Origin of the sequence: Streptomyces sp. NPDC001750 (genome assembly GCF_042892615.1) — a bacterium.
Lineage (GTDB): Bacteria > Actinomycetota > Actinomycetes > Streptomycetales > Streptomycetaceae > Streptomyces.
Map to the genome: position 1 here is coordinate 61,539 of NZ_JBIAUE010000001.1, position 23,527 is coordinate 85,065.

Genomic DNA, 23,527 nt, shown 5'->3' on the forward strand with positions numbered 1-23,527 from the left:
CCCACGGCCCGACCCCGCCTTCCCGGCCCGCGGGAACTCGCCCCGGCCCCGCCCGCGGCCCGATCCCTCCCACGACGCGGGCCGGGCCGCCGGAACGCGCCCACCGGCCCCGCCGACCGGAGCGAGTCGCCGGACGGGCCTCACCGGACCCGCCCGCCGCCCTCACGCCTTCAGGTGCGCCCCGAAGAACCGCCGCCGAGCCGCGTACAGCTCCTCCGTCTCCGCCGCCCGCCCCGGGTGCTCGAAGTGCCCCGCGCTCAGCACCTGGAGTTCGCGCTCACCGGGCAGGGCGTTGTACACGGCGAACTGTCCCGGCGGCGGCACCGACGGGTCGAAGAGCGCCGCTGCCACCAGCACCGGCAGCTCCAGCCGGGTCGCGGCCGTGGCGGCGTCGAAGTACCGCAGCACCTCGGTGACCTCCGGGTGCGTGCGGTGGTGTCCGCGCACCGCCTCCCCGCTCCCCGCGCAGGGCAGGGTGAGCCGCAGCGGGTGGTTGCCGAACGTGGGCACCGTCAACTGCCCGGCGCCGAACCGGTCGTCCCACGGCAGGGCCAGCGCGCCGAGCCCGCCGCCGAAGCTCTCACCGAGGTAGCCGAGCCGCGGGCCGCCCGCCCGGGGGTCCGTCTCCGGGACCAGTTCGTTCAGCGCCGACGCGGCGCACCACAGGTCCGCCACGCAGTCGCCGATGACGTAGGTGTCGCGCGAGGCGATGCCGTGCAGGACGTGCCGGGCGGAGGTGTCCGGTACGCCCTCCCGCAGGCCGCGCGTGGGCAGACCCCGTACGCACGGCAGGATCGCCGCCGACCGGGGCAGCGGCAGCGGCACGTCGGGGCCGGGCTCCTCACGGCCGCCGTACCCGTGCCCGATGACGAATCCGTACTCCGCCGACGCCCCCTCGGCGGGCAGCGCGACCCAGCCGCCGAGCCGCACCCCGCCGACCGACGTGAACGTCACCCCGTGGATCCGTACGCCGTCGCGTTCCTCCTCCAACGGCCCCAGCTCCGGCTCCGTGGCGACCGCGCGCGCCTGCGCGTACCGGGCCCGCCAGAAGGCGTCGAAGTCGTCCGGGGCGGTGGCGGGGGCGGGGACGCGCAGCAGGTCGTCGAGCGTGCGCCCGTAGGACGGATCGAAGGGGAAATCGTGTTCGAACGAAGTCATGGTCGCGACAGTACCGAAGTCGTCATCGCGCACCTCCGCACAATCCGTGACCCCCTCTATGCAATCCGTCATATTCATCCGCCAATCGGTCACATCATTACCAATTCCGCAAACAGTGCATCTAACGTGCCAAGTCGAACGCCCAGGCATCCGGCACGTTGCACGAGTGTGACCTAGCACCCTCTTGCGGAATTCCGAATTCCTGCCGCAGAGTGATGTATGCGCTTACAGGCAGCGCATACATCCGGATTGCTCAAGGAGGAGCCCTCCATGCCCCGCACCACCAGAACCGTCTCGATCGGGATCGCCGTCGCCGCCGCGCTCACCTTCGGTGTCACCGCGTGCGGCAGTTCCGGTGGCGACGGCGTCGCGGCGGACGAGAAGCAGACGATCACCGTCTGGGCCATGGGCGCCGAGGGCGAGAAGCTCACGGATGTGGCCAAGGAGTACACCAAGGCCAACCCGAACGTGACCGTGAAGGTCACCCCGGTCGGCTGGGACGTCGCCCACCAGAAGCTGGTCTCCGCCGCTGCCGCCGGCACCCTGCCGGACGTGGCGCAGATGGGCGGCAGTTACATGGGCGAGTTCGCCGAACTCGGCGTCCTGGAGCCGGTCGACACCAAGAAGTTCGACGAGAAGGACTTCTTCCCGTCGGGCTGGAAGCAGGGCGAGGTGGACGGCCAGGCGTACGGCGTGCCGTGGTACGTCGACACCCGCGTCCTCTACTACCGCACCGACCTGGCCGAGAAGGCCGGTGTCACCGAGGCTCCGACCAACTGGAAGGAGATGCAGGACCTCGCCACGGCCTACCAGAAGAAGGCCGGAACCAAGTGGGGCCTGTCCATCCAGCCGAGCGGCCTGGACACGGTGCAGAACTTCTACTCCTTCCTCTACTCCGCCGGCGGCGAGATCGTCGACTCCAAGGGCAAGGCCGTCATCGACAGCCCCGAGGCCGTCAAGGCGCTCGAGGAGTACGGCTCCTACTTCGACAAGGGCCTGTCCAACAAGTCCGTTCAGCCCGGCTACGACGTGGTGAAGGACTTCGGCAACGGCCGTGTCCCGATGTTCTTCGGAGGCCCCTGGCACGTCACCCTGCTGAACGAGAGCCAGCCGCAGATCGAGGGCAAGTGGGCGGTGGCGAACGTGCCCGCCGACAAGTCCTCCGTCTCCATGGCCGGCGGTTCGTCCCTGGTGATCTCCAAGGACAGCGAGCACAAGGCCGCCGCCACGGAGTTCATCAAGTACCTGACCGACACCAAGGGCCAGGCCGACTGGTACAAGCGCACCAAGGACCTGCCGGCCAACACCTCCGCCTGGACCTCCGGCGACCTCGCCGACGACGCCACCCTCCAGGTCTTCAAGAAGCAGATGGACACCGCGAAGGCCTCCCCCTCGCTGTCCAACTGGACCGAGATCACCGACAAGGTCGACCAGGCCATCGGCAAGGTCACCCAGGGCAAGGCGTCCGCCGAGGACGCGCTGAAGACGGCTCAGTCCGAAATCGAAGCTCTCGTGAAGTAACCAAGGTCTCGTGAAGTAGGAGTCATGCGCACCATGACCTCAAAGGCCGCGGAGTCGGCCACGGTGCAGGCCGGGCCGGGGGCCTCCGGGTCCCCGGCCACCGGGCCCGCGGGTCGCCGGGGCGGCAGGAAACGCTCGATGAGCGTGCAGAACCTGGCCGGCTGGCTGTTCTCCACGCCCTTCCTGGTCCTGTTCCTCGTCTTCATGGCGTTCCCGATCCTGGCGACGCTGGCGATGAGCTTCACGGACTTCGGGCTGCGCAACGTCACGCACCCGCTGGACGCGGAGTTCATCGGCTTCGACAACTACGTCAAGCTGTTCGGCGACGACAAGTTCCTCAAGTCGCTGTTCAACACGGCGTACTTCGTGGTGATCGGGGTCCCCCTGACGATCTTCCTGGGGCTGATCGTCGCCGTACTGCTGAACAACGGCATCGACCGGGCCCGGACCTTCTTCCGCGTCGGCTTCTACGCCCCGGTGGTCACCACCATCGTCGCGGTCGCCGTGGTCTGGCGGTTCGTGCTCGACCCGACCGACGGACTCGTCGCGGGCCTCTTCTCCGAGGTGGGTCTCACCGCGCCCGATTTCCTGGGCTCCGAGACGCTCGCCATGCCTTCCATGATCGCGATGGCGGTCTGGCGCAACCTCGGTACGGTCATGGTGCTCTTCATCGCCGGTCTCCAGGCCATCCCCACCGAGGTGCGGGAGGCCGCGCGGCTGGACGGGGCCGGTGTGTGGCAGGAGTTCAAGGGCATCACCGTGCCCCTGCTGCGGCCCACACTGCTCTACGCCACGGTGATCACCACCATCGGCTACCTCAACGTCTTCGAGGAACCGTTCGTGATGACCCAGGGCGGCCCCTCGGACTCCACTCTCACCGTCTCGCTGAACATGTACCGCGAGGGCTTCAACTTCTTCCACATGGGCTATGCGAGCGCCATGGCGTATGTCCTCTTCGTAGTGATCATGGGCATCACGGTGCTGCAGCTCCGACTGCTGAAGGACAACACGAAATGAGCGCCACCAGTGCACCGGGCGCCGTTCCGACGGCGCCGGAGAAGAAGTCCGGGGGTCCGCTGCCGTCGAGGTCCGGGGGCTCGCGGCGGTCGGCCGGCAAGGACCGGTCCGGAGGCCCCGGGCGCGTCCTCGTCTACGTCCTGCTCTCCGTCGGCCTGCTGGTCATGTCGGCGCCGTTCCTCTGGATGGCGGTCTCCGCCTTCAAGACACAACAGGACCTGACGGCCAGCCCGCCGGTATGGCTCCCGACCGAGTGGACCCTGGACAACTTCCGGAACCTGCTCGACAAGCTCGATCTGCCGCTGTACTTCATGAACTCGGTGATCGTGGCGGTGCTGGTCACCGTCTCGAACCTGGTGTTCTGCTCGATGCTCGGGTACGCCCTGGCCAAGCTGAACTTCGCCGGACGCAACAAGATCTTCGGGCTGGTCCTCGGCGCGCTGATGGTGCCCGGCAACCTGATGCTGCTGCCGCTGTTCGTGCTGATGAGCAAGCTCCAGCTGATCGACTCGTACGCCGGTCTGGTGCTGCCGTTCGCCGCCGGGGCGTTCGGGGTCTTCCTGATGCGGCAGTTCATGCAGTCGATCCCGGACGAGTTGCTGGAAGCGGCGCGGATGGACGGCGCCGGAGAGTGGTACATCTTCTGGCGGATCGTCATGCCGCTGGTGAAGCCCGCCCTGGCGACGCTCTCGATCTTCACGTTCCTGGGCTCCTGGAACAACTTCGTCTGGCCGCTCATCGCGACCAACGACCCCGACAAGTACACCCTCCCGGTCGCGCTGGCCACCTTCGCCACCGATCCCAACAAGGCGGGCGGCTCCAACGGCGTGCTGATGGCCGGCTCGTTCCTGATCGTGCTGCCGGTCCTGGTCGTCTTCATCGCGCTCCAGCGGCACTTCACCCAGGGCATCGCCACGGCGGGCATGAAGTAACGGCCCGCACCACGGCCCGCCTCTCCGAGGATCGCTTCGCGGACCGTTGCGAGGACCGCCTCGGGGAGGTCGCCCCGGGCGGGCCTTCCCGGGCGGCCGGTCCCATGAACCCGGTTCATGGGACCGGCCCACGGAACCGGCGCACGCGAACCGGCTCGACGGACCGGGCCGCAGCACCGGCCCGCCCGAGACCACCGCCCCACCGAAACGTACGAGGCCGCGCACCCCACACCCCGCGTCGGCCACACCCCTTTCACGCACCAGAAGGACATTCCGCGATGACTCACACCCAGGTCCCGTTCCCCGAAGGCTTCCTGTGGGGCGCCTCCACCGCCGCCCACCAGATCGAGGGCAACAACACCAACTGCGACTGGTGGGTCAAGGAACACACCGCGGGCACCCACATCCAGGAGCCCAGCCTGGACGCCTGTGACAGCTACCACCGCTGGCGCGAGGACATGGACGTGCTGGCCGCCCTGGGCTTCACCGACTACCGGTTCTCCATCGAGTGGGCGCGCATCGAGCCCGCCGAGGGCCGCTTCTCCCGCGCCGAGCTCGCCCACTACCGCCGCATGGTCGAGGGCGCCGTCGAACGCGGCCTGCGCCCCATGATCACACTGCACCACTTCACGGTGCCGCAGTGGTTCGAGGCGCGCGGCGGCTGGACCGCCGAGGGCGCGGTCGAACTCTTCGCCCGTTACGTCGCGGCCTGCGCACCGGTGATCGCCGAGGGTGTCACGCACGTCTGCACCATCAACGAACCGAACATGATCGCCGTCATGGCGGGCCAGGCCAAGCGCGGCGACAACAGCTTCCCGCCCGCAGGCCTGCCGACCCCCGACGACGAGACCACCGAGGCCGTCATCGCCGCCCACCACTCGGCCGTCAAGGAGGTCCGGGCGATCAACTCCGACATCCAGGTCGGCTGGACCATCGCCAACCAGGTCTACCAGGCCCTGCCCGGCGCCGAGGAGGTCACCGCGGCCTACCGGCACCCCCGCGAGGACGTCTTCATCGAGGCCGCCCGCGGCGACGACTGGATCGGCGTGCAGTCCTACACCCGGACCAAGATCGGCCCCGAGGGCCCGATCCCGACGCCGGACGACGCCGAGCGCACCCTCACCCAGTGGGAGTACTACCCGTCCGCCGTCGGCCACGCGCTGCGCCACACCGCCGAGGTCATCGGCAAGGACATGCCGCTGATCGTCACCGAGAACGGCATCGCGACCGACGACGACAGCCGCCGGATCGACTACTACGCCGGCGCGCTGAACGAGGTCGCCCGTGGCCTGGAGGACGGCCTGAACATCCAGGGCTACCTGGCGTGGAGCGCGCTCGACAACTACGAGTGGGGCTCCTACAAGCCGACCTTCGGCCTGATCGGCTGGGACCCGGAGACCTTCGAGCGGCTGCCCAAGCCGTCCGCCCGCTGGCTGGGCGAGATGGGCCGCACGCGCACCCTGCCGCGCATCGCCGACTGACCACGGGTCCCGCCGACCCGTCTCGGCCCCGGCCGTCCTCGGCCCACCGACCGACCTCGGCCCACCGGCCGTTGTCGGCCCGAGACCGGGAGCGATCCGACGACGCTCCCGCCCGTACGGGAACCCGGAGGCACCTGACGACCGCCCGGTTCCCGTACGACCCCCGCCCGTGCGGGCGACGCGCGTGTCCAGCCCCGCCGACGCGCGTCGCCCGCGCGGGTGCCGTACGCACCACGGCGCCCCGCGCCCTCAGCACGACCGACGAACGAAATCCGTCCACCGTCCACAGTCGGTGGCTCTTCTTCGAAGGATTCCGATGGACCGTCGCACGTTTCTCACCGCCGCGGGAACAGGGGCAGCCGCCCTGTCGCTCGGCGCGATGTCCGTACCTTCCGCGAGCGCCGTACCCGCCGCGAACACCGTCGGCGCCACCAGCGCCACCGGCGCCGCCCGGCTCTCGCACGGCCCGAACGCGGCGCTGCTGCGGCGCTGGTTCCGCGACACGTACCGCTCCATGGAAGCGATGACGACCGACTTCGGTCTCGCCGCCGACAAGATCGACGTCAGCGGCCCCGGCGCAGCCGTCCAGTCGCGCCAGACCTCCCCGACCAACATCGGCTGCGGCCTCTGGTCGACCGTCGCCGCGGCCGGACTCGGCGTCATCGACGGCTCCACGATGGAACGCCGCCTGGAGCGCGCCGTCCGGGCCGTCGAGAAGCTGGAGCGCCACCACGGCTTCTGGCTCAACTGGTACGACGCGCACGACGGTTCGGTCATCACCGAGTGGCCCGGCACCGACAACCCGGTGCGCCCGTTCCTGTCGTCCGTCGACAACGCCTGGCTGGTCACCGGTCTGCGGATCGCCGCCGACGCCGCGCCCGCCCTGCGCCCCCGCATCGGCCGCATCCTGGCCACCGCGGACTGGTCGTACTACTACACCCCGTACGACCCGGCCGACCCCGTCGCCGGCCCCGGGCAGCTGCGCGGCGGCTTCTGGACCGACACCGGGGAACCCACCGGCCACCACTACGGCGCGCTCAACACCGAGCCGCGCATGGCCAGTTACCTCGGCATCGCGGACGGCTCACTGCCCGCCGACCACTACTGGCACCTGCTGCGCACCATGCTCCCCGAGCACGAGCAGGAACAGCACCCGCAGGGCGCCTACGTCGCCATGGACGGCGTCCGCGTCTGGCAGGGGCACTACACCCACCGGGGCCGCAAGATCGTCCCCAGCTGGGGCGGTTCCATGTTCGAGGCGCTGATGGTGCCACTGTTCGTGCCGGAGGCGGAGTGGTCGCCGCGTTCCTGGGGCCTCACGCACCAGCGTTACGTACGGGGCCAGATCGAACACGGCATGGAGGAGGCCCGGTACGGGTACTGGGGCTTCTCCCCCGCCGACATCCCCGAGGGCGGGTACCAGGAGTACGGCGTCGACGCGCTCGGCATGCAGGTCGACGGGTACGCCTCCAACACCGACCGCACGTACACGACGGACGGCGCCCCGCTGCCGCCCCCGTCGGCGTTCACGAACGGTGTGGTCACCCCGCACGCCTCGTTCCTCGCCCTGCCCTACGCGCCGGACGAGGCGATCGCCAACCTGCGCGCGCTCGACCGTGACTTCGGCGCCTACCACGCCGGATACGGGTTCCGGGACTCCGTCAACGTGAGCACCGGGCGGGTCAGCGACTACATGCTCGCCCTCGACCAGGGGATGATCGCCGCCGCCCTGGCCCAGGCACTGCGGCCGGGTCTGCTGCAGAGGCCGTTCCGTACGGGTGGCTTCCGGTCACGGGTGCGTCCGCTGCTCGTCAAGGAGCGCTTCTCCATCTGACCGCACGCGGGGCGGCGCCGCCCGTGACCACACGGTCGCGGGGGCGCCGTCCGCGTGGTCGCGGCGGCGCCATTCGTCCGGTCGCGGGCCGCCAGCCGTGGACATAGCCTCACAAAGGTGACATCACTCGCGAGCCGTATCCGAATACCCTCCCGGTCCGGACGGTCCTCCCGGTCCGGAGTGTCCGGTCCGGGCGGAGCCCCGCTCACCGTGCTGTCGGCGGTGTGCTTCCCGGCCCTCCTCCGGACGGCTCACCCCGCCGTCCCCACCGCCCCGGGGCCCGGGACCGGCGACTACGGCGGGGCGGGTGCCGTGGACCTGATCGTGCCGCTGGCCGTCCTCGCCGGCACCGCGGCGACCGCCGCCTGCGCGCGCGTCCGGCGTCGCCGGCGCACCGCCACCCGCACCACCCCCGGGGCGACGACCCGCCGACGGCCGTACGAGGGGGCGTAGGGCGTGTTGCGGAAGTCCTGTCCGGCCCGCGACGCCCGGCGCGGCGCCTCGCCACGTCGTCGGGACCGTCCACGCAAGCCCCGTACGAGGACGATCCTCCGCCTCGCGACGCACCGCACCGGACACCGCGGGCCCCGCCCTTCGGGCGGACGACGCCACTTTCGCAACACGCCCCGGCCCCCTCCCGCCGGGTTCAGTACATGCTGAGCAGTTGTTCCAGCGTGGGCTCGGCGGCCGGTGCCCCGTCGGGCAGTGCCAGCTCGAACCAGACGGTCTTGCCACGCGGCGTCCGCCTGGATCCCCAGCCCGTGCTCAGCATCCCGACCAGCTGCAACCCGCGCCCGCCCTCGTCGGTGTCGCGGGCCCGCCGCCGTCGCGGCTGGACCAGGCCCGCGTCCCACACCTCGCACACGAGCGTGCGGTCGAGCAGCAGGCGGATCCGGATCTCGCCCTCGCCGTACCGCAGTGCGTTGGTGACCAGTTCGCTGACCAGCAGTTCGGTGGTGTCCACCAGTTCGCCGAGGTCCCAGGCGAGCAGCTGTTCCCGGGCCAGTTCGCGGGCGCGACCGACGGAGCGGGGCTCGCGGGGCAGCCGCCAGTCGCCGACGGCGTCGACCGGAAGTCCCCGGATGCGCGCCATGAGCAGGGCGATGTCGTCCTCGCCGTGCCGGGTGTCGAGCGTGGCCAGGACGTGGTCGCAGACGTCCTCCAGCGGCCGCCGCGGCGCGACGAGCGCCTCGCGCAGGGCCTTGAGCCCCTCGTCGAGCGGATGGTCGCGGGACTCGACGAGACCGTCCGTGTAGAGGGCGAGCAGAGCGCCCTCCTTCAGTTCGACCTCCACCTCCTCGAAGGGTTCACCGCCGACGCCGAGCGGCATCCCGGGCGGGACGTCGAGCATGACGGCCCGTTGGCCCGGTTCGACCACCGCCGGGGGGAGGTGACCGGCGTTGGCGAAGGTGCACCGCCGGGTGACCGGGTCGTAGACCGCGTACACGCACGTGGCCAGGTACACCTCGGAGAGGTCCGCCTCACGGGACTTGTGGGCGGCCCGAGAGGGCCACTGGGCTCCGCCGCCGGAATCCCCGGGGAAGGCACCGGTGGCGCGGCCGGGGGTGCCGAGCCCCCGCGCGACCTCGTCGAGCGCGGCGAGCACCTCGGCCGGCTCCAGGTCGAGCAGGGCCAGGGTCCGTACGGCGGTGCGCAGTTCGCCCATGGCCACGGCGGCGCGCAGGCCACGCCCCATGACGTCGCCGACGACTAGGGCGGTGCGATGGCCGGGGAGTTCGATCACGTCGAACCAGTCGCCGCCCACCTCGGTGGCGGTGTTGCCGGGAAGGTACCGGCAGGCGATATCGAGACCGGCGGCCTCGGGGTCACCCGGCGGCAGCAGGCTGCGCTGGAGGATCAACGCCCGCTCGTGCTCGCGCCGGTAGAGACGGGCGTTGTCGATACAGACAGCGGCACGGGCGGCGAGTTCGATGGCCAGGCCGCGGTCCCGTTCACCGAAGGGCTCGCTGCCCTTGGTGCGGGAGAACTGGACGAGTCCGACCACCGTGTCGTGGGCCACCATCGGCACGGCCAGGGTCGACTGGACGAAGCCGCGGTCGTCGCCGGGGACGTCCTCCACGTGCCCGGTGCGCAGCGCGACGGCACAGGGCGAGTGGTACGGGAACCGGTGCACGGCTCCGAGCGCGGGCGGGCCGTCTCCGGGGGCGGGTGCGGTCCGGTCCGCCGACGTGGCGGGCAGGGCGTCCGACACGGCACTGGCGAAGGCGACCCGGCGCAGCTCGGCGGAGCCGCCGACGGACTCCTGGCGGAGCGAGTCCCAACTCCCGGGCGGCGCGTCGTCACCGGTGAGCAGCCCCTGGTAGAGGTCGACGGAGGCGAGGTCGCAGAAGCCGGGCACGGCGACGTCGAGGAGTTCGCGGGCGGTGGTCTCCAGGTCGAGGGAGTTGCCGATGCGGGCGCTGGCCTCGTTGAGCAGGGCGAGGTTGCGGCGGGCACTGGCCGCCTCCCGGGCGGCGATGTGACGACCCGTCACATCCGTGGCCAGCCCGGCGATGCCGACGGGCCGGCCCGAACCGCTGTGGACGCGGTAGAGGTTCATGGACCAGTACCGGCGCTCCGGGTCGCCGGGGGCGTGGCCGACGAGCTGGAGGTCGGTGACGGACGTACCGGTCTCCAGCACCCGCTTCAGGGTGGCGGTGAGACGGTCCGCCTCGGTGCGGGAGAGGTAGTCGTCGACGGTGCGCCCCCGGTGGTCCTCGGCCCTGCCGCCGAAGACGGTGGCGAAACGCTCGTTGGCGCGCACCACCGCCAGGTCCGTACCGAACAGCACGAAGCCGAAAGGAGATTGGCCGAATATGGCCTGTGACGCGGCGAGGTCCGTCTCGATGCGACGCAGGGCGCGGACGTCCACGACGATGCAGAGCGCGGCCCGTTCCCCGGTCTTGGTCTCACTCGGCATCACGTAGAGCTCGGCGAGCCCGCGGACGCCCCGCTCCCCCGGTATCCGGAACGGGACGAGGCCCGTCCACTCCCTGCCGTCGAGGATCTCGCCGACCCGGCGGTGACCGTCCCGCCGCAGCTCGGCGGGCATGAACGCCTCGACCGGGTCCATGCCCACGGCGACGTCCGCGGCGATGCCGAACAAGCCCGCGGCCCGTCGGCTCCACTGCTCGATCAGGCCATCGGCGCCGATCGAGAAGGAGGCGACTCTGATGTAGTCATAGATCGAGCCGGGCGGACTGTTCTGCCACACGATGCCGCCCGCCGTCCCAGGTATTTCGCTCACGCGACCGTCCCCTCCAGCTCACACACCGGACCGGCCCTGACCGCAGTATTCAGCACTCCGGCCCCGACCGACACGGCGTTCACGATCACAGCACGGTCTCAGTCCGTTTCGGACAGGTTCTGCTCGACCAGGTGATCGCCGTGCGCGTCGTCCCACCCCACTCCTAACCAGGCAGCGCCAGCTCGAACCACACGGTCTTGCCGGTCTTTCCACGCCTGGTCCCCCAGCGACGAGCGGAGCACGCCACCAGTTGCAGCCCCCTGCCGCCCTCGTCGTCGGGCCCCGCGGCGCGTTCGGTGGGCGGATCCGGAAGCGGATCGGAGACCTCCACGAGCAGGCCGGGGTGGGCGGAGGCCGCGTCACCGTTGGGATGGGGGCGCTGCAACCGTACCCCGATGGGGCCCGATGTGTACTGCAAGGAGTTCGTGACCAACTCGCTGACCAGCAAAACCGTCACATCCCCGACAGCCGCGTCGAGACCCCAGCCGCGCAACGCCTCATGGACGGCGTGCCGCGCGGTGCGCACCACGCCGGGCACAGCGGGAAAGGTCCACTCGGCGCAGTCGCCTTCGGTGTCGATCACGCCGATCACTTCCCAAGACCAGCAACGGGTACGCCCTGCTTACACGTGATAATCAGCTCATACCCGATATTCGTGACGAACTATCGCCGGGATCGACACGTGGGGCGTACGGGTGTATGACCCCGCACGCGAACAGATGTACGCAGAGAGAGGGGCGCACAGGGAGAGCATTGCGCGCCGGAACGGTGGGAACCGGCACCGACCGCTGCCCGACTCCGCGTCAGCGGCGCACGCCGTACCCACCGGCTCGCACCGCTCCCGGCGCCGGTCCGCTCCCGGCGCCGTACCGGTGCCCAGGGGGCCGGGGTCCGGGCCCCGGCGCGGGGCGCGGCGCGATCTCAGATGTCGGCGGGGGCGCCACCCGGCACATCGACGGGGGCGCCGTCCGGCAGGCATCGCACCGCTGCCGCGACGGCGGGCAGATCCTGATCCAGCCAGTCGACCGAGTAGATCTCGTCGGGCCCGAGCCAGCACAGTTCGTCGTGGTCCTCGAGCGGCTCGGGCACACCGGACACCAGCCGCACCGTCCACACCCTGAGCACATACCCCGGCTTCAGCGGCCACTCACCGGGAACGCGCTCCAGCGGGCACGCTTCCACGCCGAGCTCCTCCCGGAGTTCCCGTACGAGCGCCTGCTCACCGGTCTCCCCCGGCTCCAGCTTCCCGCCCGGCAGCTCCCAGCGGCCGGCCAGCTCGGGCGGGGCGCTACGGCGCGCGGCCAGCAGGCGGCCCCGGTCGAAGACGGCTCCGGCCGCCACCACACGATTGTTCATGAGCCGGAGCGTAACGCCGAGGCCCCGGACAAGGGGCGGGGAAGTGCGCTCACGGACGCCCCCGCACCACACCCCGGCCTCGCACCGCGCACGGTCCCGTGCCGCACCCGGCGCTCGACCGCCCTCGGCCGGCACGGCACCACGGTCGGCCCGAGTCACGGCAGGTACATCACCACGGCCGGTCGGCCTCCCGGGCGGGTACATCGCCACGGCCCGACGGCGCCCCGGCCCCGTCGCGTCAGAGACCGGTGCCTTCCCGGGCCCGGCACGTCACGGCCGCGTGCGCCGGTCGGCGCGCTCCACCCAATAGAGCTGCTTGTGGCCGTGGATCTCCAGCTTGTCGGCCATCTCCTGGGCCTCGCCGCGGGTGGCGTATCTGCCGACGCGATAGCGATTGCCGTTGTCGTCCTGCCGTATCACCAGCCAAGGGAGCTCGGCACCGCTGTCGGTCATCGCGCCCCTTCCAAGCATCGCGCCCCTCCCCCGAACGGCTCGCACGTCTTCAACGGCTCGTTTAAGAATCCCCAGGAAACCGCAGTACGCATATGCCGGACCCTACGCCAGACCTTTACTGAACGGATACGTAATTACACAAAGAGATACCGATCCGGCCACGCAAGAGGGGCGCATCCCCTCGGATGCGCCCCCACGACGACATCGGCCGACCCTGCGGCTCCTCGGCCGGCCGCCCCCCACAGGGTTTCCAGGGCATGACGGGCAAGGCCGGCGGGGGCCGCTCGCCGGTCAAGGAACCCGGTCCTGCGGCGGCCCGGCGAGCAGCAGCCTCCGCGCGCCGCTCACCTGACCGGGAGGTGGTAGGCGATCCGGAAGCGGTCGGCGGGCACCACCACGTCCGCCGTCTCGACCGGGCGTCCCGACGCGTAGAACGTACGCTCGATCACCATCACGACATGGCCCGGAACACCGCCGAGCGCCAGGAGCTCCTCCGCCAGCCCCGGGCGCGCACCGACCTGTTCGACCACGTTGTCCACGACGACGTCGATCGCGGCCATCCGCTCGACCACCCCGCAGCCGCCCAACGGCCCCTCCTCCGGCAGCATCACGGGCGTACGCCCCGTCAGCGCGAGCGGCTCCCAGGACGTGGAGAGCATCATCGGCTCCCCCGCCTCGCGGAAGGTGTAACTCGTGCGCATCACACGGTCGCCGGGCTCGATGTCCAGCCGCTCGGCGACGGGACCGGTCGCCTCTTCCTGCTCACTGCGGGACTCCCACGTACCTCGCGCGCCGTCCGCCGTCTGTTCCTGACGGAACGAACTGGCCCCCGAAACGGGCCGGTACCCCGAGCGGGCGATCCGGCGCGGAACCGGCCGCTCTCGCACATACGTACCGGAACCGGAGCGACCCTCGACCAGCCCCTCGGCCATCAGCACCTTGCGCGCCTCCAGCGCGACGGTGTCCGACACCCCGTACTCCTCGCGGATGCGGGCCTGGGACGGCAGGCGCGTACGCGGCGGCAGCGAACCATTGACGATCTTCTCCCGCAGATCGCTCGCAACACGCAAATAGGCGGGCTGCTCACCGAAAGTCACAGGCCTCTCCCAACAGGTTGACGGTCTGCAACAGACTGACAACGGTCGGTTGCCCATCGCAAGCAGAGGCCAGAGATTCACTCGAAGTGATGATCCATCGGAGTGGCGCGCATGACACGCTCCGCGTGCAGGGATAAACCGTACATGCGTCCGTACGTCATGCATCCGCGCAAGGGGCGAGGAGCGGCCACGACAGTGGCCGTCCCTCGCCCCTCCCCGACCCTGCTCACGCCTCCGTGGCCCGACGGCCGACGGGGCGATCCGGCGAGCCATCCGCCGATCGGGGCATCGATCGTGTCATCGAGCGAATCGTCGAACGATCCGTCGGGCGGACCACCCGGGAAGCCGCACGGTCCGCCCGACGGGACGTCATCAGAACTGCAGGCCCCAGGAGTTGATCCGTCCGGTGTCGCCCGCCGCGTTGTCGGTGACGCGCAGCTTCCAGGTGCCGTTGGCCACCTCGGACGAGGCGTTCACCGAGTAGGTGGTGACCACGTCGTCGCTGCTGCCGCCCGTTCCGCTCGCCTTCAGGTTGTAGACCGAACCATCGGGCGCGACCAGGTCGATCTTCAGGTCGCCGATCCAGGTGTGCGTGATGTTGACGGGCACAGCCAGCGTGGCCGGAGCGTTCCCGCTGACACCGGAGACCGTGATGGGCGACTCGACGGTGGAGTTGTCACGGATGGTGTACGCCGTCGCGTTCTCGAACTTCGGTCCCGGCGGGGTCGTGGTGCCGCTGCCGACGCTCAGCAGTCGGTTCGGGGAGCCCGTGCCCGGACTCGTCACCACTCCGGTGCTCGCCGCGGCGACCAGTCCGGCGGAGACCTGTGCGGGGCTCTCGGCCGGGTGGTCGGCCAGGTAGAGGGCGGCCGCACCGGCGACGTGCGGGGTCGCCATCGAAGTGCCGGAGATCGTGTTGGTGGCACTGTCACTGGTGTTCCACGCCGAGGTGATCGACGATCCCGGGGCGAAGATGTCCAGCACACTGCCGTAGTTGGAGAAGCTGGAGCGGGCATCCGTGCTGGTCGTGGAGCCGACCGTGATGGCCTCGGTGACCCGCGCGGGAGACCGGGTGGAGGCGTCGGTCGACTCGTTGCCCGCGGCCACCGCATAGGTCACGCCGGACGCGATGGACTTGCGCACGGCGGCATCGAGCACGGAGTCCGCCCCGCCGCCGAGGCTCATGTTGGCGACGGCCGGCTTGACGGCGTTCGCCGTCACCCAGTCGATGCCCGCGACGACTTGATCCGTCGTGCCGGAGCCGCTGTTGTCGAGCACGCGGACGCCGACGACCTTCGCCTTCTTGGCCACGCCGTACGACGAGCCGGCGACGGTGGCGGCCACGTGCGTGCCGTGACCGTGACCGTCCTGCGCGGTGTTGTCGTTGTCGATGGCGTCGTAGCCGTACGAGGCCCGGCCGCCGAAGTCGTTGTGGGTGATCCGGACACCGGTGTCGATGATGTAGGCGGTGACACCCTCACCGGCCTTGTCCGGATAGGTGTAACTCTGGTTCAGCGGAAGGTTCTTCTGGTCGATCCGGTCCAGACCCCACGAGGGCGGCGAGGGCTGCGTGCCGGTGATCCTGAAGGTCCGGTTCTGCACGACGGACTCGACGGCCGGGTCCGCGGCGAGCTTCTTCGCCCGGTCCTCCGAGAGCTCCACCGAGTAGCCGTTGAGGGCCGCGTGGTAGGTCCGCTTGATCTTCGCGCCGTACTCCCTGGCGAGGGCCTTGCCCTTCGCCGATCCCGCGTCGGCCGCCGACTCGTCGAGCGTGACGATGTAGCTGCCGCTGATGGCGCCCGGGGCGCCCGCGTTCTCGATCCGGCCTTCCGCCGCCGGACCGGCCGCGGTGGCGGGGAACGCCGCCGCGGTGGAGAGCGCGAGGGCCGCACCGGCTATGACGCTCACGGCGGCGGCTCTTCGCCGGGCGTGGGGGGTGTGACGCATCACTGACATCTGAGGGTTCCTCCTCGATCGCGGTGCACTGGTGTGGGGTCCAGGGGTCATGGAGGTGAACGTGGAGCGGGGCCGGGCGGACCCAGCCGGGCTGGCTGGAATAGCATGAGCATGACAAACAGACGCTTCGAGTTCCGCGCCACCCAAGTCCCGGCCGACAGCGAAAGATTGACCGATCCTTGAGATTCGCACAAGGGTGCGTTGACGCATGCCATACCTTCGCCATTCAGCCGCCATACACCTGACACGCTGACGGGCATGGCTTCCTATCTCTGCCCGCGGGACGGCACCCGCGCCGACACGACCTCCCTGACCTGGTGTTGCACCCTCTGCGGCGGCCCCTGGGACCTCGACTTCGAGCCTGCCGGGCCGCTGTCCCTCAACTCCCTGACCGGCCGCGTCAATTCACTCTGGCGTTACGAAGAGGTGCTGCCCCTCGCCTCTCCCACGACCAGCCTCGGCGAGGGCCGCACCCCGCTCGTCCCGCTCACCGGCACGGTCTCGGCCAAGCTCGACTACCTGATGCCGACGCTCTCCTTCAAGGACCGCGGCGCGGTGATGCTCGCCGAACTCGCCCGGCGTCTGGCACCCGAACGGGTCGTCGCGGACAGCAGCGGCAACGCGGGCACGGCCGTCGCCGCGTACTGCGCCCGCGCCTCGCTCCCCTGCACGGTGTACGTCCCCGAGGGCACGTCACCGAAGAAGACCGAGCAGATCCGGGCGCACGGCGCCCGCCTGGAGATCGTCCCCGGCGACCGCGAGGCCACCGCGCGGGCGGCCCGAGCCGCCGCCGACGCCCCCGGCACCTTCTATGCCTCGCACGTCTTCAACCCGTACTTCCTGCACGGCACGAAGACCTATGTGTACGAACTGTGGGAGGACCTCGGCGGCCGTCTGCCGGACGCCATCGCCGTACCGGTCGGCAACGGCACCCTTCTCCTCGGGGCCACCCTCGCCACCGCCGAACTCCACGCCCAGGGGCTGATCGACGAACGCCCCGCGCTGATCGCCGTCCAGGCCGAGGCCGCATCGCCGCTGGCCACCGCCTTCCATGCGGGCTCCGACGACCTCCTTGGCGCCCCGACCGGCACGCCCGCGCCGACTTCGCCGACCCTCGCGGAGGGCATCGCCATCCCCTGCCCGCCGCGCGCCCGCGCCGTCCTGGCGGCGGTGCGCGCATCGGGCGGCACCTTCCTCACGGTGACCGAGGACCAGATCCGCGCGACCCAACTGGACCTGGCCGCACGGGGTTTCTACGTGGAGACGACGGGCGTCGCCTGCTGGGCGGCGGTCGGCGGCCGGACGGACCTCGAAATCGTCGTACCGCTGTGCGGCGCGGGCCTCAAGACGGGCCTCGCCCCCTGACGCCGGAAGCCGAACACAGGGACACCGGGGCACGGGGACACCGGGGCACGGAGGACACGGAGGGCACGGGGGCAGAGGGGCACGGGGGCAGAGGGGCAAAGCACTCACCGGGACGAAACACCACCAGGACGAAGCTCTCACCGGGACGAAACGCCCGGCCCGGCGTTCACCCGTGCGCCGCGCGCCGTGCCCCTGCGCCCGGCGCGCGCTTCCCTACGTTCGTACGGTGAGCCTCTCTCGCATCTGTCTCCTCACGTCCCTGGCATCCCTGACGTCCCTGGTCGCGGGTGTCCTGATCGCACCGCCGCCGCCCGAGTCCTACGCGGCCGTGCCCCGCTCGCCCGCGCCCACCGACTGCGGACGCGACGCCGACCCCGCCTGGGCCCTGTCCTCCGCCCGTTTCGGCGAGGCCGGCAGCTACACCCCGTACGTCGGCAACGGCTACCTGGGCCACCGGGTGCCCGCCGCAGGCGCGGGATACGCGGCGACGGGCGAGAAGACCGGCTGGCCGCTGTTCACCCCGCGCTACGACGGCGCCTTCGTCTCCGGCCTGTACGGACGCGACAAGAACCTCGCCGCCGGCCGCGAGGTGATCGCCGCCCTGCCGAGCTGGACCACCCTCGACGTACGCGTCGGCGACGAGACCTACGGCTCCGACACGCCACCGACCCGGATCTCGCGCTACCGCCAGACGCTGTTCCTCCGCTGCGGTCTGGTGCGCACGTCGCTGCGCTGGACCACGGCCGACGGACGCGCGACGGACCTCACGTACGAAGTGCTCGCCGACCGGTCCGACGCGCACACCGGCGCCGTACGGCTGCGCATGACCCCGCGCTGGAACGGCACCGCGACCGTCACCGCCCGGCTGGACCCACGAGGCGCACGCCGCATCGACCTGGAGCCCGACGGCACGTTCCGCACCCGGGGGACCAGAACGGCGGGCGCGATCGCCCAGACCCTGCACACCTCCGGGCCGGGCACGACGCACGGATCCGGCACCCCACGGACGGACACCCCACAGACCGGCAGCCGCCAGGCCGGCACCTCGCCAACCGGCGCGCACCGAACGAGCACGCGCCAGGTGCGCGCCGGGCGCACGTACACCTTCGAGAAGTACGTCGGCGTCGACACCACGCTCACCTCGTCCGACCCGCGCACCACCGCCCGCGCGGCGTCGACGCGCGCGGCCCGGCGCGGCTGGACGGACGTGCTCGCCGCGAACGCCGCGGCCTGGCGCAGGGCATGGGCGGCCGACATCTCCGTACCGGACAGCCCCGAGCTGCGGAAATGGCTGCGATCCTCGCAGTACGGCCTGCTCACCGCCACCCGGGCCGGTTCCCGTGACAGCATCGCCCCGACCGGGCTGACCAGCGACGACTACGCCGGCCTGATCTTCTGGGACGCCGAGATCTGGATGTACCCCGGGCTGCTGGTCACCCGTCCCGAAGCGGCCCGTTCGATCGTGGAGTACCGCTACCGCACCCGCGCCGCCGCCCGCGCCAACGCCCGCAAGCTCGGGTACCGGGGCCTGTTCTACCCGTGGACGAGCGCGAGCCGGGGCGACCTGTGGAAGGAGTGCCACAGCTGGGACCCCCCGCACTGCCTCACCCAGATCCACCTCCAGGGCGATGTCTCGCTCGCCGTCTGGCAGTACTACCTGGCGACCGGCGACCGCGCCTGGCTGTCCGGGCACGGCTGGCCGCTGCTCCGGGGGATCGCCGAGTTCTGGACCTCCCGGGCCACCGCGAACGGCGACGGCAGCTATTCGCTCAAGGACGTCGCGGGTCCTGACGAGTACAGCAACGGCGTGACCGACGGGGTCTTCACCAACGCCGTCGCCGCCACCGCCCTGCGCAACGCCGCCCGCGCCGCGCGCCTGCTCGGACACCCCGCACCGGCCGAGTGGACACGGGTCGCGGACGGACTGCGCATCCCGTACGACCCGGCGCGCAAGCTGTTCCTCCAGTACGCAGGCTACAACGGCTCGACGATCAAGCAGGCCGACACGGTGCTGCTGCTCTATCCGCTGGAATGGCCGATGGAGCCGGGCGCCGCCGCTGCCACGCTCGACTACTACGCCACCCGCACCGACCCGGACGGTCCGGCCATGACCGACTCGGTCCACGCGATCGACGCGGCCACGATCGGGGAGGCCGGCTGCGCGACGTACACCTACCTCCAGCGGTCCGTGCGCCCGTTCATGCGCGGCCCGTACGCCCTGTTCAGCGAGGCACGGGGGGCGAAGGCGGGCGCCCAGGACCCGCTGGCCGGGGCCCCCGCCGAGGACTTCCTCACCGGGAAGGGCGGCTTCCTCCAGGTCTTCACCCACGGACTGACGGGACTTCGGCTGCGCGAGGACGGGGTACGGCTCGACCCCCTGCTGCCCCCTCAGCTCGGCCGCGGCGTCACGCTGACGGGCCTGCGCTACCGGGGCCGCGTCTTCGACGTCGCGATCGGCCCCCTGACGACCACGGTCCGGCTGACCTCCGGCGCCCCGTTCACCCTCCACACCCCCACCGGCCCCCGCCTCCTCACCAGCACCCTCGCCCTCCCCACCCGCCGCCCCGACCTCGCCGCCACCACGGACGCGGCCCGCTGCCGTCCGGTGACCGCGACCTCCGAGTCCCCCGGCCTGTACGCGGTGGCCGCCGTCGACGGCAGCCCGGCCACCTCCTGGTCCCCGGACGTCGCGACGGGCTCACTGACGGTCGACCTGGGACGCGCCGCCCCGGTGACCTCCGTCCACCCGGAATGGACGGACGCTCGCTCCGTCCCGTACCGCCTGGAGACCTCGATGACCGGCACCCGCTGGCACCCGTACCACCCGGGCGCGACGGCCCGCCTGGTGCGCCTGACGGTCACCGCCCCGGACCCGGGAAAACCTCCGGGTGTACGGGAACTGACTGTCGAACAGCCGTGAGGGACGACGCTTGCGCGGATCCCTCCAACGGCCGTCGCGTACGTCTGGCGCACGGGGCAGGCCCGGCGCACCCGAGCACCTGAGTGCTGAGCACCTGAACCGAATGCTCGCGAACCACTGGGCCCCCGCCCCTGCCGTCCTGCCGGTTCACCAGGCCAGTGGCATGGCGTCATCTCACCCGCCACGCACTGAACCGGCGGATCCTCGCCGGCTGGAATTACATGACGCCGGAGCCGACCGGTCGGCCGATGAGACTGCGCGGATGGGACCGCCACCGCCCCTGCCCTGCCCCTGCCCCTGCTGCGGACACGCCCCTGACACGGCACGGGCCGCCGGACCCGCTTCATCCCGCGGCGTGGCGACCTTGTCCCGGACAGGTCACACGTGGAGCCGGAACCTCCTCCACAAGCCCGCGCGCACGACTGTCCGGGCCAGGCCGTGCCGAGTTGTCAGTGGTGGATGCTTGCATGGCGTCATGAGCCCTGTGCACGAGACCGCCACCCGTCTCCCCGACCCGGACGAACTCTGCGCTCACCTTCGCGCGTTGGCCATTCTGGACGCCACGATCGGCGACGATCCGCGGTTCTGCCGCCACACCTTCGACACCGCCTGGGGCCCTGGTGAAGAGGCAGCCCTGATGAAGAACGGCTCGGGAGACGACTTCTCCGTCCTCTTCACCCCGGCCGGCGTGCTCATACGCGGCTTCGACCACGAGTCGGAGATGAGCCCGTACGGAACGGACGACGAGCAGGTCTGGCCCGGCGTCATCGACGAAGTACCCGCCGCACTGAGTCCGCTCCTGAACGAACCCGCCTTCTGCGACGAGGGCATCGACGCCCCTCGCGTCACCGCCTGTCTATGGCGGGAAACCGGCGACACGGCCTGGCGCACCGGCTCGGCCATCACCTTCCCGCCGGGCAGCGAAGACCCGGACGGCTCCGGTTTCCTCTTTCGCCTCCTCACCGACCGCTCCCCCGAGACCGTCCGGGCCCACTTCGAGGACTACTACGAACGCCCCATTCCCCTCGACGCCGTCCGCCACGTCCTCGCCGGACACCCCCTCACTCCTGCGATCACCGCGGCCCTCAATCCGGCCGCTCTCTCGGACGCCGCCCTGCTCCGCAGGATCACCGCGCATCCCGAGGTCGCCTCCTATCTGGCCTGCGACGGCGAGTTCGACCTCGCCCGCACCGACCCGATCGAGCCGATCGCCCTGCCCAACAGCCTGCCGGTGGAGCCCGTCGCCGGCTGTAACGCGGGCGGCACCCACTATCTCTGCGGCCCAGCCGTCCCCGACGGCCCCCGCCCCGTCCTCTACACCGACTCCGAGGGCCAGGCATCCTTGATCGCCGAGTCCCTGGCCGAGGCCCTCACCCTCGCCATCGTCCTCCCGTCCTGGCACGACGCCCTGGCCGGCTTCCGCCCTCCTGCTCTCAACTCCGACTACCTCGACGACCACCCGGACCACCCCACCGTCCGCGACCGGCTGCTCGCCGCCCTTCGGCTCCCCCCGGCCACCGAGCGGGAAGTCCTGGCCCGCCTCCTCGCCACTGCCGCCCGTACCGTTCCCGACGGCTTCCTCCCGTACGTCTCCGACGAGGAGGACTCCTCCTTCCGACCGATGCTCGACCCACTTGCCGACTAGGGTCTCGGAGACCTTACGACCTGGGGACCGATAGGGAGCGGGCTCGCGTCGTCATGGAGAGGGCCGACACACCGGGGCGGTTCCGCGTGCGCGTCCCGTCAGCCGCCAACGCCGCTCGGCGCCACCTTCCAGCCCATGCCCAGGTGACCATGCGTCAGGAAATCCAGCACCCGCAGAGCACGCAAACCGGCAAGGGGCCGACTCCCGAAAGAGTCGACCCCTATCCGACCTGCATGTCTGCCAGGCCGGCCGATGTGGTGTCACTTCATCCGCTCACACGTTGAAGCGGAACTCCACCACGTCGCCGTCCTGCATCACGTAGTCCTTGCCCTCCATGCGGGCCTTGCCCTTGGCGCGCGCCTCGGCGACCGAGCCGGTTTCGACCAGGTCCTCGAAGGAGATGATCTCCGCCTTGATGAAGCCCTTCTGGAAGTCGGTGTGGATCACACCGGCCGCCTCGGGGGCGGTGGCGCCCTTCTTGATCGTCCAGGCCCTGGCCTCCTTGGGGCCCGCCGTCAGGTAGGTCTGGAGACCCAGGGTGTCGAAGCCGACGCGGCCGAGGGTGGCGAGGCCGGGCTCGTCCTGGCCCATGGACTGGAGGAGTTCCAGGGCCTCGTCGTCCTCGAGCTCGATCAGCTCGGACTCGATCTTGGCGTTGAGGAAGATCGCCTCGGCGGGGGCGACCAGGGCGCGCTGCTCGTTCTTGAAGTCCTCGTCGACCAGCTCCTCCTCGTCGACGTTGAAGACGTAGAGGAAGGGCTTGGTCGTGAGCAGGTGCAGCTCGTGGAGGAGCCTGCCCTTCTCGGTGCCCGCCGTGATGCCCTCGGCGAACAGGGTCTGGCCGGACTCCAGGATCTTCTGGGCCTCCTCGACCGCGGCGAGGACCGCGACCTTGTCCTTCTGGAGGCGGGACTCCTTCGTGAGGCGCGGCACGGCCTTCTCGATGGACTGGAGGTCGGCGAGGATCAGTTCGGTGTTGATCGTCTCGATGTCGTCCTTCGGCGAGACCTTGCCGTCGACGTGGACGACGTTCTCGTCCTTGAAGGCGCGGATGACCTGGCAGATCGCGTCCGACTCACGGATGTTCGCGAGGAACTTGTTGCCCAGGCCCTCGCCCTCCGAGGCACCGCGGACGATGCCGGCGATGTCGACGAAGTCGACCGTCGCGGGCAGCAGCCGCTGGGAGCCGAAGATCTCCGCCAGCTTGTTCAGACGCGCGTCGGGGACGCCGACGACACCGACATTGGGCTCGATCGTGGCGAACGGGTAGTTGGCCGCCAGCACGTCGTTCTTGGTCAGGGCGTTGAACAGGGTCGACTTGCCGACATTCGGCAGACCGACGATTCCGATCGTGAGCGACACGTTGGCGACTTCCTGAAGGATGGGAGGGCGGGGTGGCCTCGGCCCGGGTGGGCCGATTCTCCAGTTTACGGGCGGGGGCGAGCGGCCGGTCCGGCAACCGGGCTCGGGCAGGCAGGGCCGAGGCTCCTGCGGGCACAGCCCGGTCTCCGGGGCCCGTCGGTCACGGGTCGGCGTCTCGGCGGG

Annotated in this window: 17 protein-coding genes; 9 read left to right on the forward strand and 8 right to left on the reverse strand. The window is 70.9% G+C overall.

Features of this window, described 5'->3' with window-relative positions:
- Positions 1-162: 162 nt before the first annotated feature.
- The gene (locus tag ACFYY6_RS00280) at positions 163-1,158 is read right to left on the reverse strand and encodes an acetylxylan esterase (RefSeq protein WP_351518353.1); all 996 of its coding nucleotides are present in this window, start codon (positions 1,156-1,158) and stop codon (positions 163-165) included.
- Between the two features lie 270 nt (positions 1,159-1,428).
- Here ACFYY6_RS00280 and ACFYY6_RS00285 point away from each other — a divergent pair, with 270 nt between their 5' ends.
- From ACFYY6_RS00285 to ACFYY6_RS00310, 6 genes are all read left to right on the forward strand, one after another.
- A complete protein-coding gene (locus ACFYY6_RS00285) occupies positions 1,429-2,679 on the forward strand; it encodes a sugar ABC transporter substrate-binding protein (RefSeq protein ID WP_351518354.1) in 1,251 nt (416 codons plus the stop codon).
- Between the two features lie 24 nt (positions 2,680-2,703).
- Positions 2,704-3,696 carry a sugar ABC transporter permease gene (locus ACFYY6_RS00290; RefSeq protein WP_351518355.1) on the forward strand — a complete coding sequence of 331 codons (993 nt, stop codon included), beginning with the start codon at positions 2,704-2,706 and terminating at the stop codon, positions 3,694-3,696.
- Positions 3,693-4,628, forward strand: a complete 936-nt coding sequence (locus tag ACFYY6_RS00295; protein WP_351627447.1) for a carbohydrate ABC transporter permease — start codon at positions 3,693-3,695, stop codon at positions 4,626-4,628. The genes ACFYY6_RS00290 and ACFYY6_RS00295 overlap by 4 nt, the downstream gene beginning before the upstream one ends.
- 278 nt (positions 4,629-4,906) lie before the next feature.
- Entirely contained in the window at positions 4,907-6,109 is a 1,203-nt protein-coding gene (locus ACFYY6_RS00300; protein WP_386607106.1) for a glycoside hydrolase family 1 protein, read from the forward strand.
- A gap of 316 nt (positions 6,110-6,425) precedes the next feature.
- Complete coding sequence (locus tag ACFYY6_RS00305; RefSeq protein ID WP_351627452.1) at positions 6,426-7,943, forward strand: glucoamylase family protein; 1,518 nt, start codon at positions 6,426-6,428, stop codon at positions 7,941-7,943.
- A 210-nt stretch (positions 7,944-8,153) separates the two neighbouring features.
- Complete coding sequence (locus ACFYY6_RS00310) at positions 8,154-8,396, forward strand: hypothetical protein (protein WP_389191036.1); 243 nt, start codon at positions 8,154-8,156, stop codon at positions 8,394-8,396.
- Positions 8,397-8,589: 193 nt separating this feature from the next.
- On the opposite strand, the gene ACFYY6_RS00315 is transcribed toward ACFYY6_RS00310, so the two are convergent.
- The 6 genes from ACFYY6_RS00315 to ACFYY6_RS00340 all read right to left on the reverse strand — a co-directional run bounded on the left by ACFYY6_RS00315 (position 8,590) and on the right by ACFYY6_RS00340 (position 16,052).
- Positions 8,590-11,157 (reverse strand): SpoIIE family protein phosphatase, encoded by a 2,568-nt coding sequence (locus ACFYY6_RS00315; RefSeq protein ID WP_389191446.1) that lies wholly within the window; start codon positions 11,155-11,157, stop codon positions 8,590-8,592.
- A 196-nt stretch (positions 11,158-11,353) separates the two neighbouring features.
- Positions 11,354-11,782 carry an ATP-binding protein gene (locus ACFYY6_RS00320; protein WP_351518361.1) on the reverse strand — a complete coding sequence of 143 codons (429 nt, stop codon included), beginning with the start codon at positions 11,780-11,782 and terminating at the stop codon, positions 11,354-11,356.
- Positions 11,783-12,111: 329 nt separating this feature from the next.
- Entirely contained in the window at positions 12,112-12,546 is a 435-nt protein-coding gene (locus tag ACFYY6_RS00325) for a (deoxy)nucleoside triphosphate pyrophosphohydrolase (RefSeq protein WP_351518362.1), read from the reverse strand.
- A gap of 270 nt (positions 12,547-12,816) precedes the next feature.
- A complete protein-coding gene (locus tag ACFYY6_RS00330; RefSeq protein WP_351518363.1) occupies positions 12,817-13,017 on the reverse strand; it encodes an SPOR domain-containing protein in 201 nt (66 codons plus the stop codon).
- A gap of 326 nt (positions 13,018-13,343) precedes the next feature.
- Complete coding sequence (locus ACFYY6_RS00335; protein ID WP_351627459.1) at positions 13,344-14,096, reverse strand: GntR family transcriptional regulator; 753 nt, start codon at positions 14,094-14,096, stop codon at positions 13,344-13,346.
- 372 nt (positions 14,097-14,468) lie between these two features.
- On the reverse strand, positions 14,469-16,052 hold the full coding sequence (locus ACFYY6_RS00340) for a S8 family peptidase (RefSeq protein WP_351627461.1): 1,584 nt from the start codon (positions 16,050-16,052) through the stop codon (positions 14,469-14,471).
- Positions 16,053-16,310: 258 nt separating this feature from the next.
- Here ACFYY6_RS00340 and ACFYY6_RS00345 point away from each other — a divergent pair, with 258 nt between their 5' ends.
- The 3 genes from ACFYY6_RS00345 to ACFYY6_RS00355 all read left to right on the forward strand — a co-directional run bounded on the left by ACFYY6_RS00345 (position 16,311) and on the right by ACFYY6_RS00355 (position 21,982).
- Complete coding sequence (locus ACFYY6_RS00345; protein WP_389191039.1) at positions 16,311-17,417, forward strand: threonine synthase; 1,107 nt, start codon at positions 16,311-16,313, stop codon at positions 17,415-17,417.
- Positions 17,418-17,643: 226 nt separating this feature from the next.
- Positions 17,644-20,337, forward strand: coding sequence for a glycosyl hydrolase family 65 protein (locus ACFYY6_RS00350; protein ID WP_389191042.1), 2,694 nt, complete (start codon positions 17,644-17,646; stop codon positions 20,335-20,337).
- Positions 20,338-20,812: 475 nt separating this feature from the next.
- On the forward strand, positions 20,813-21,982 hold the full coding sequence (locus ACFYY6_RS00355) for a hypothetical protein (RefSeq protein WP_351627469.1): 1,170 nt from the start codon (positions 20,813-20,815) through the stop codon (positions 21,980-21,982).
- A gap of 273 nt (positions 21,983-22,255) precedes the next feature.
- On the opposite strand, the gene ychF is transcribed toward ACFYY6_RS00355, so the two are convergent.
- Entirely contained in the window at positions 22,256-23,344 is a 1,089-nt protein-coding gene (ychF, locus tag ACFYY6_RS00360; protein WP_351518372.1) for a redox-regulated ATPase YchF, read from the reverse strand.
- Positions 23,345-23,527 lie beyond the last annotated feature (183 nt).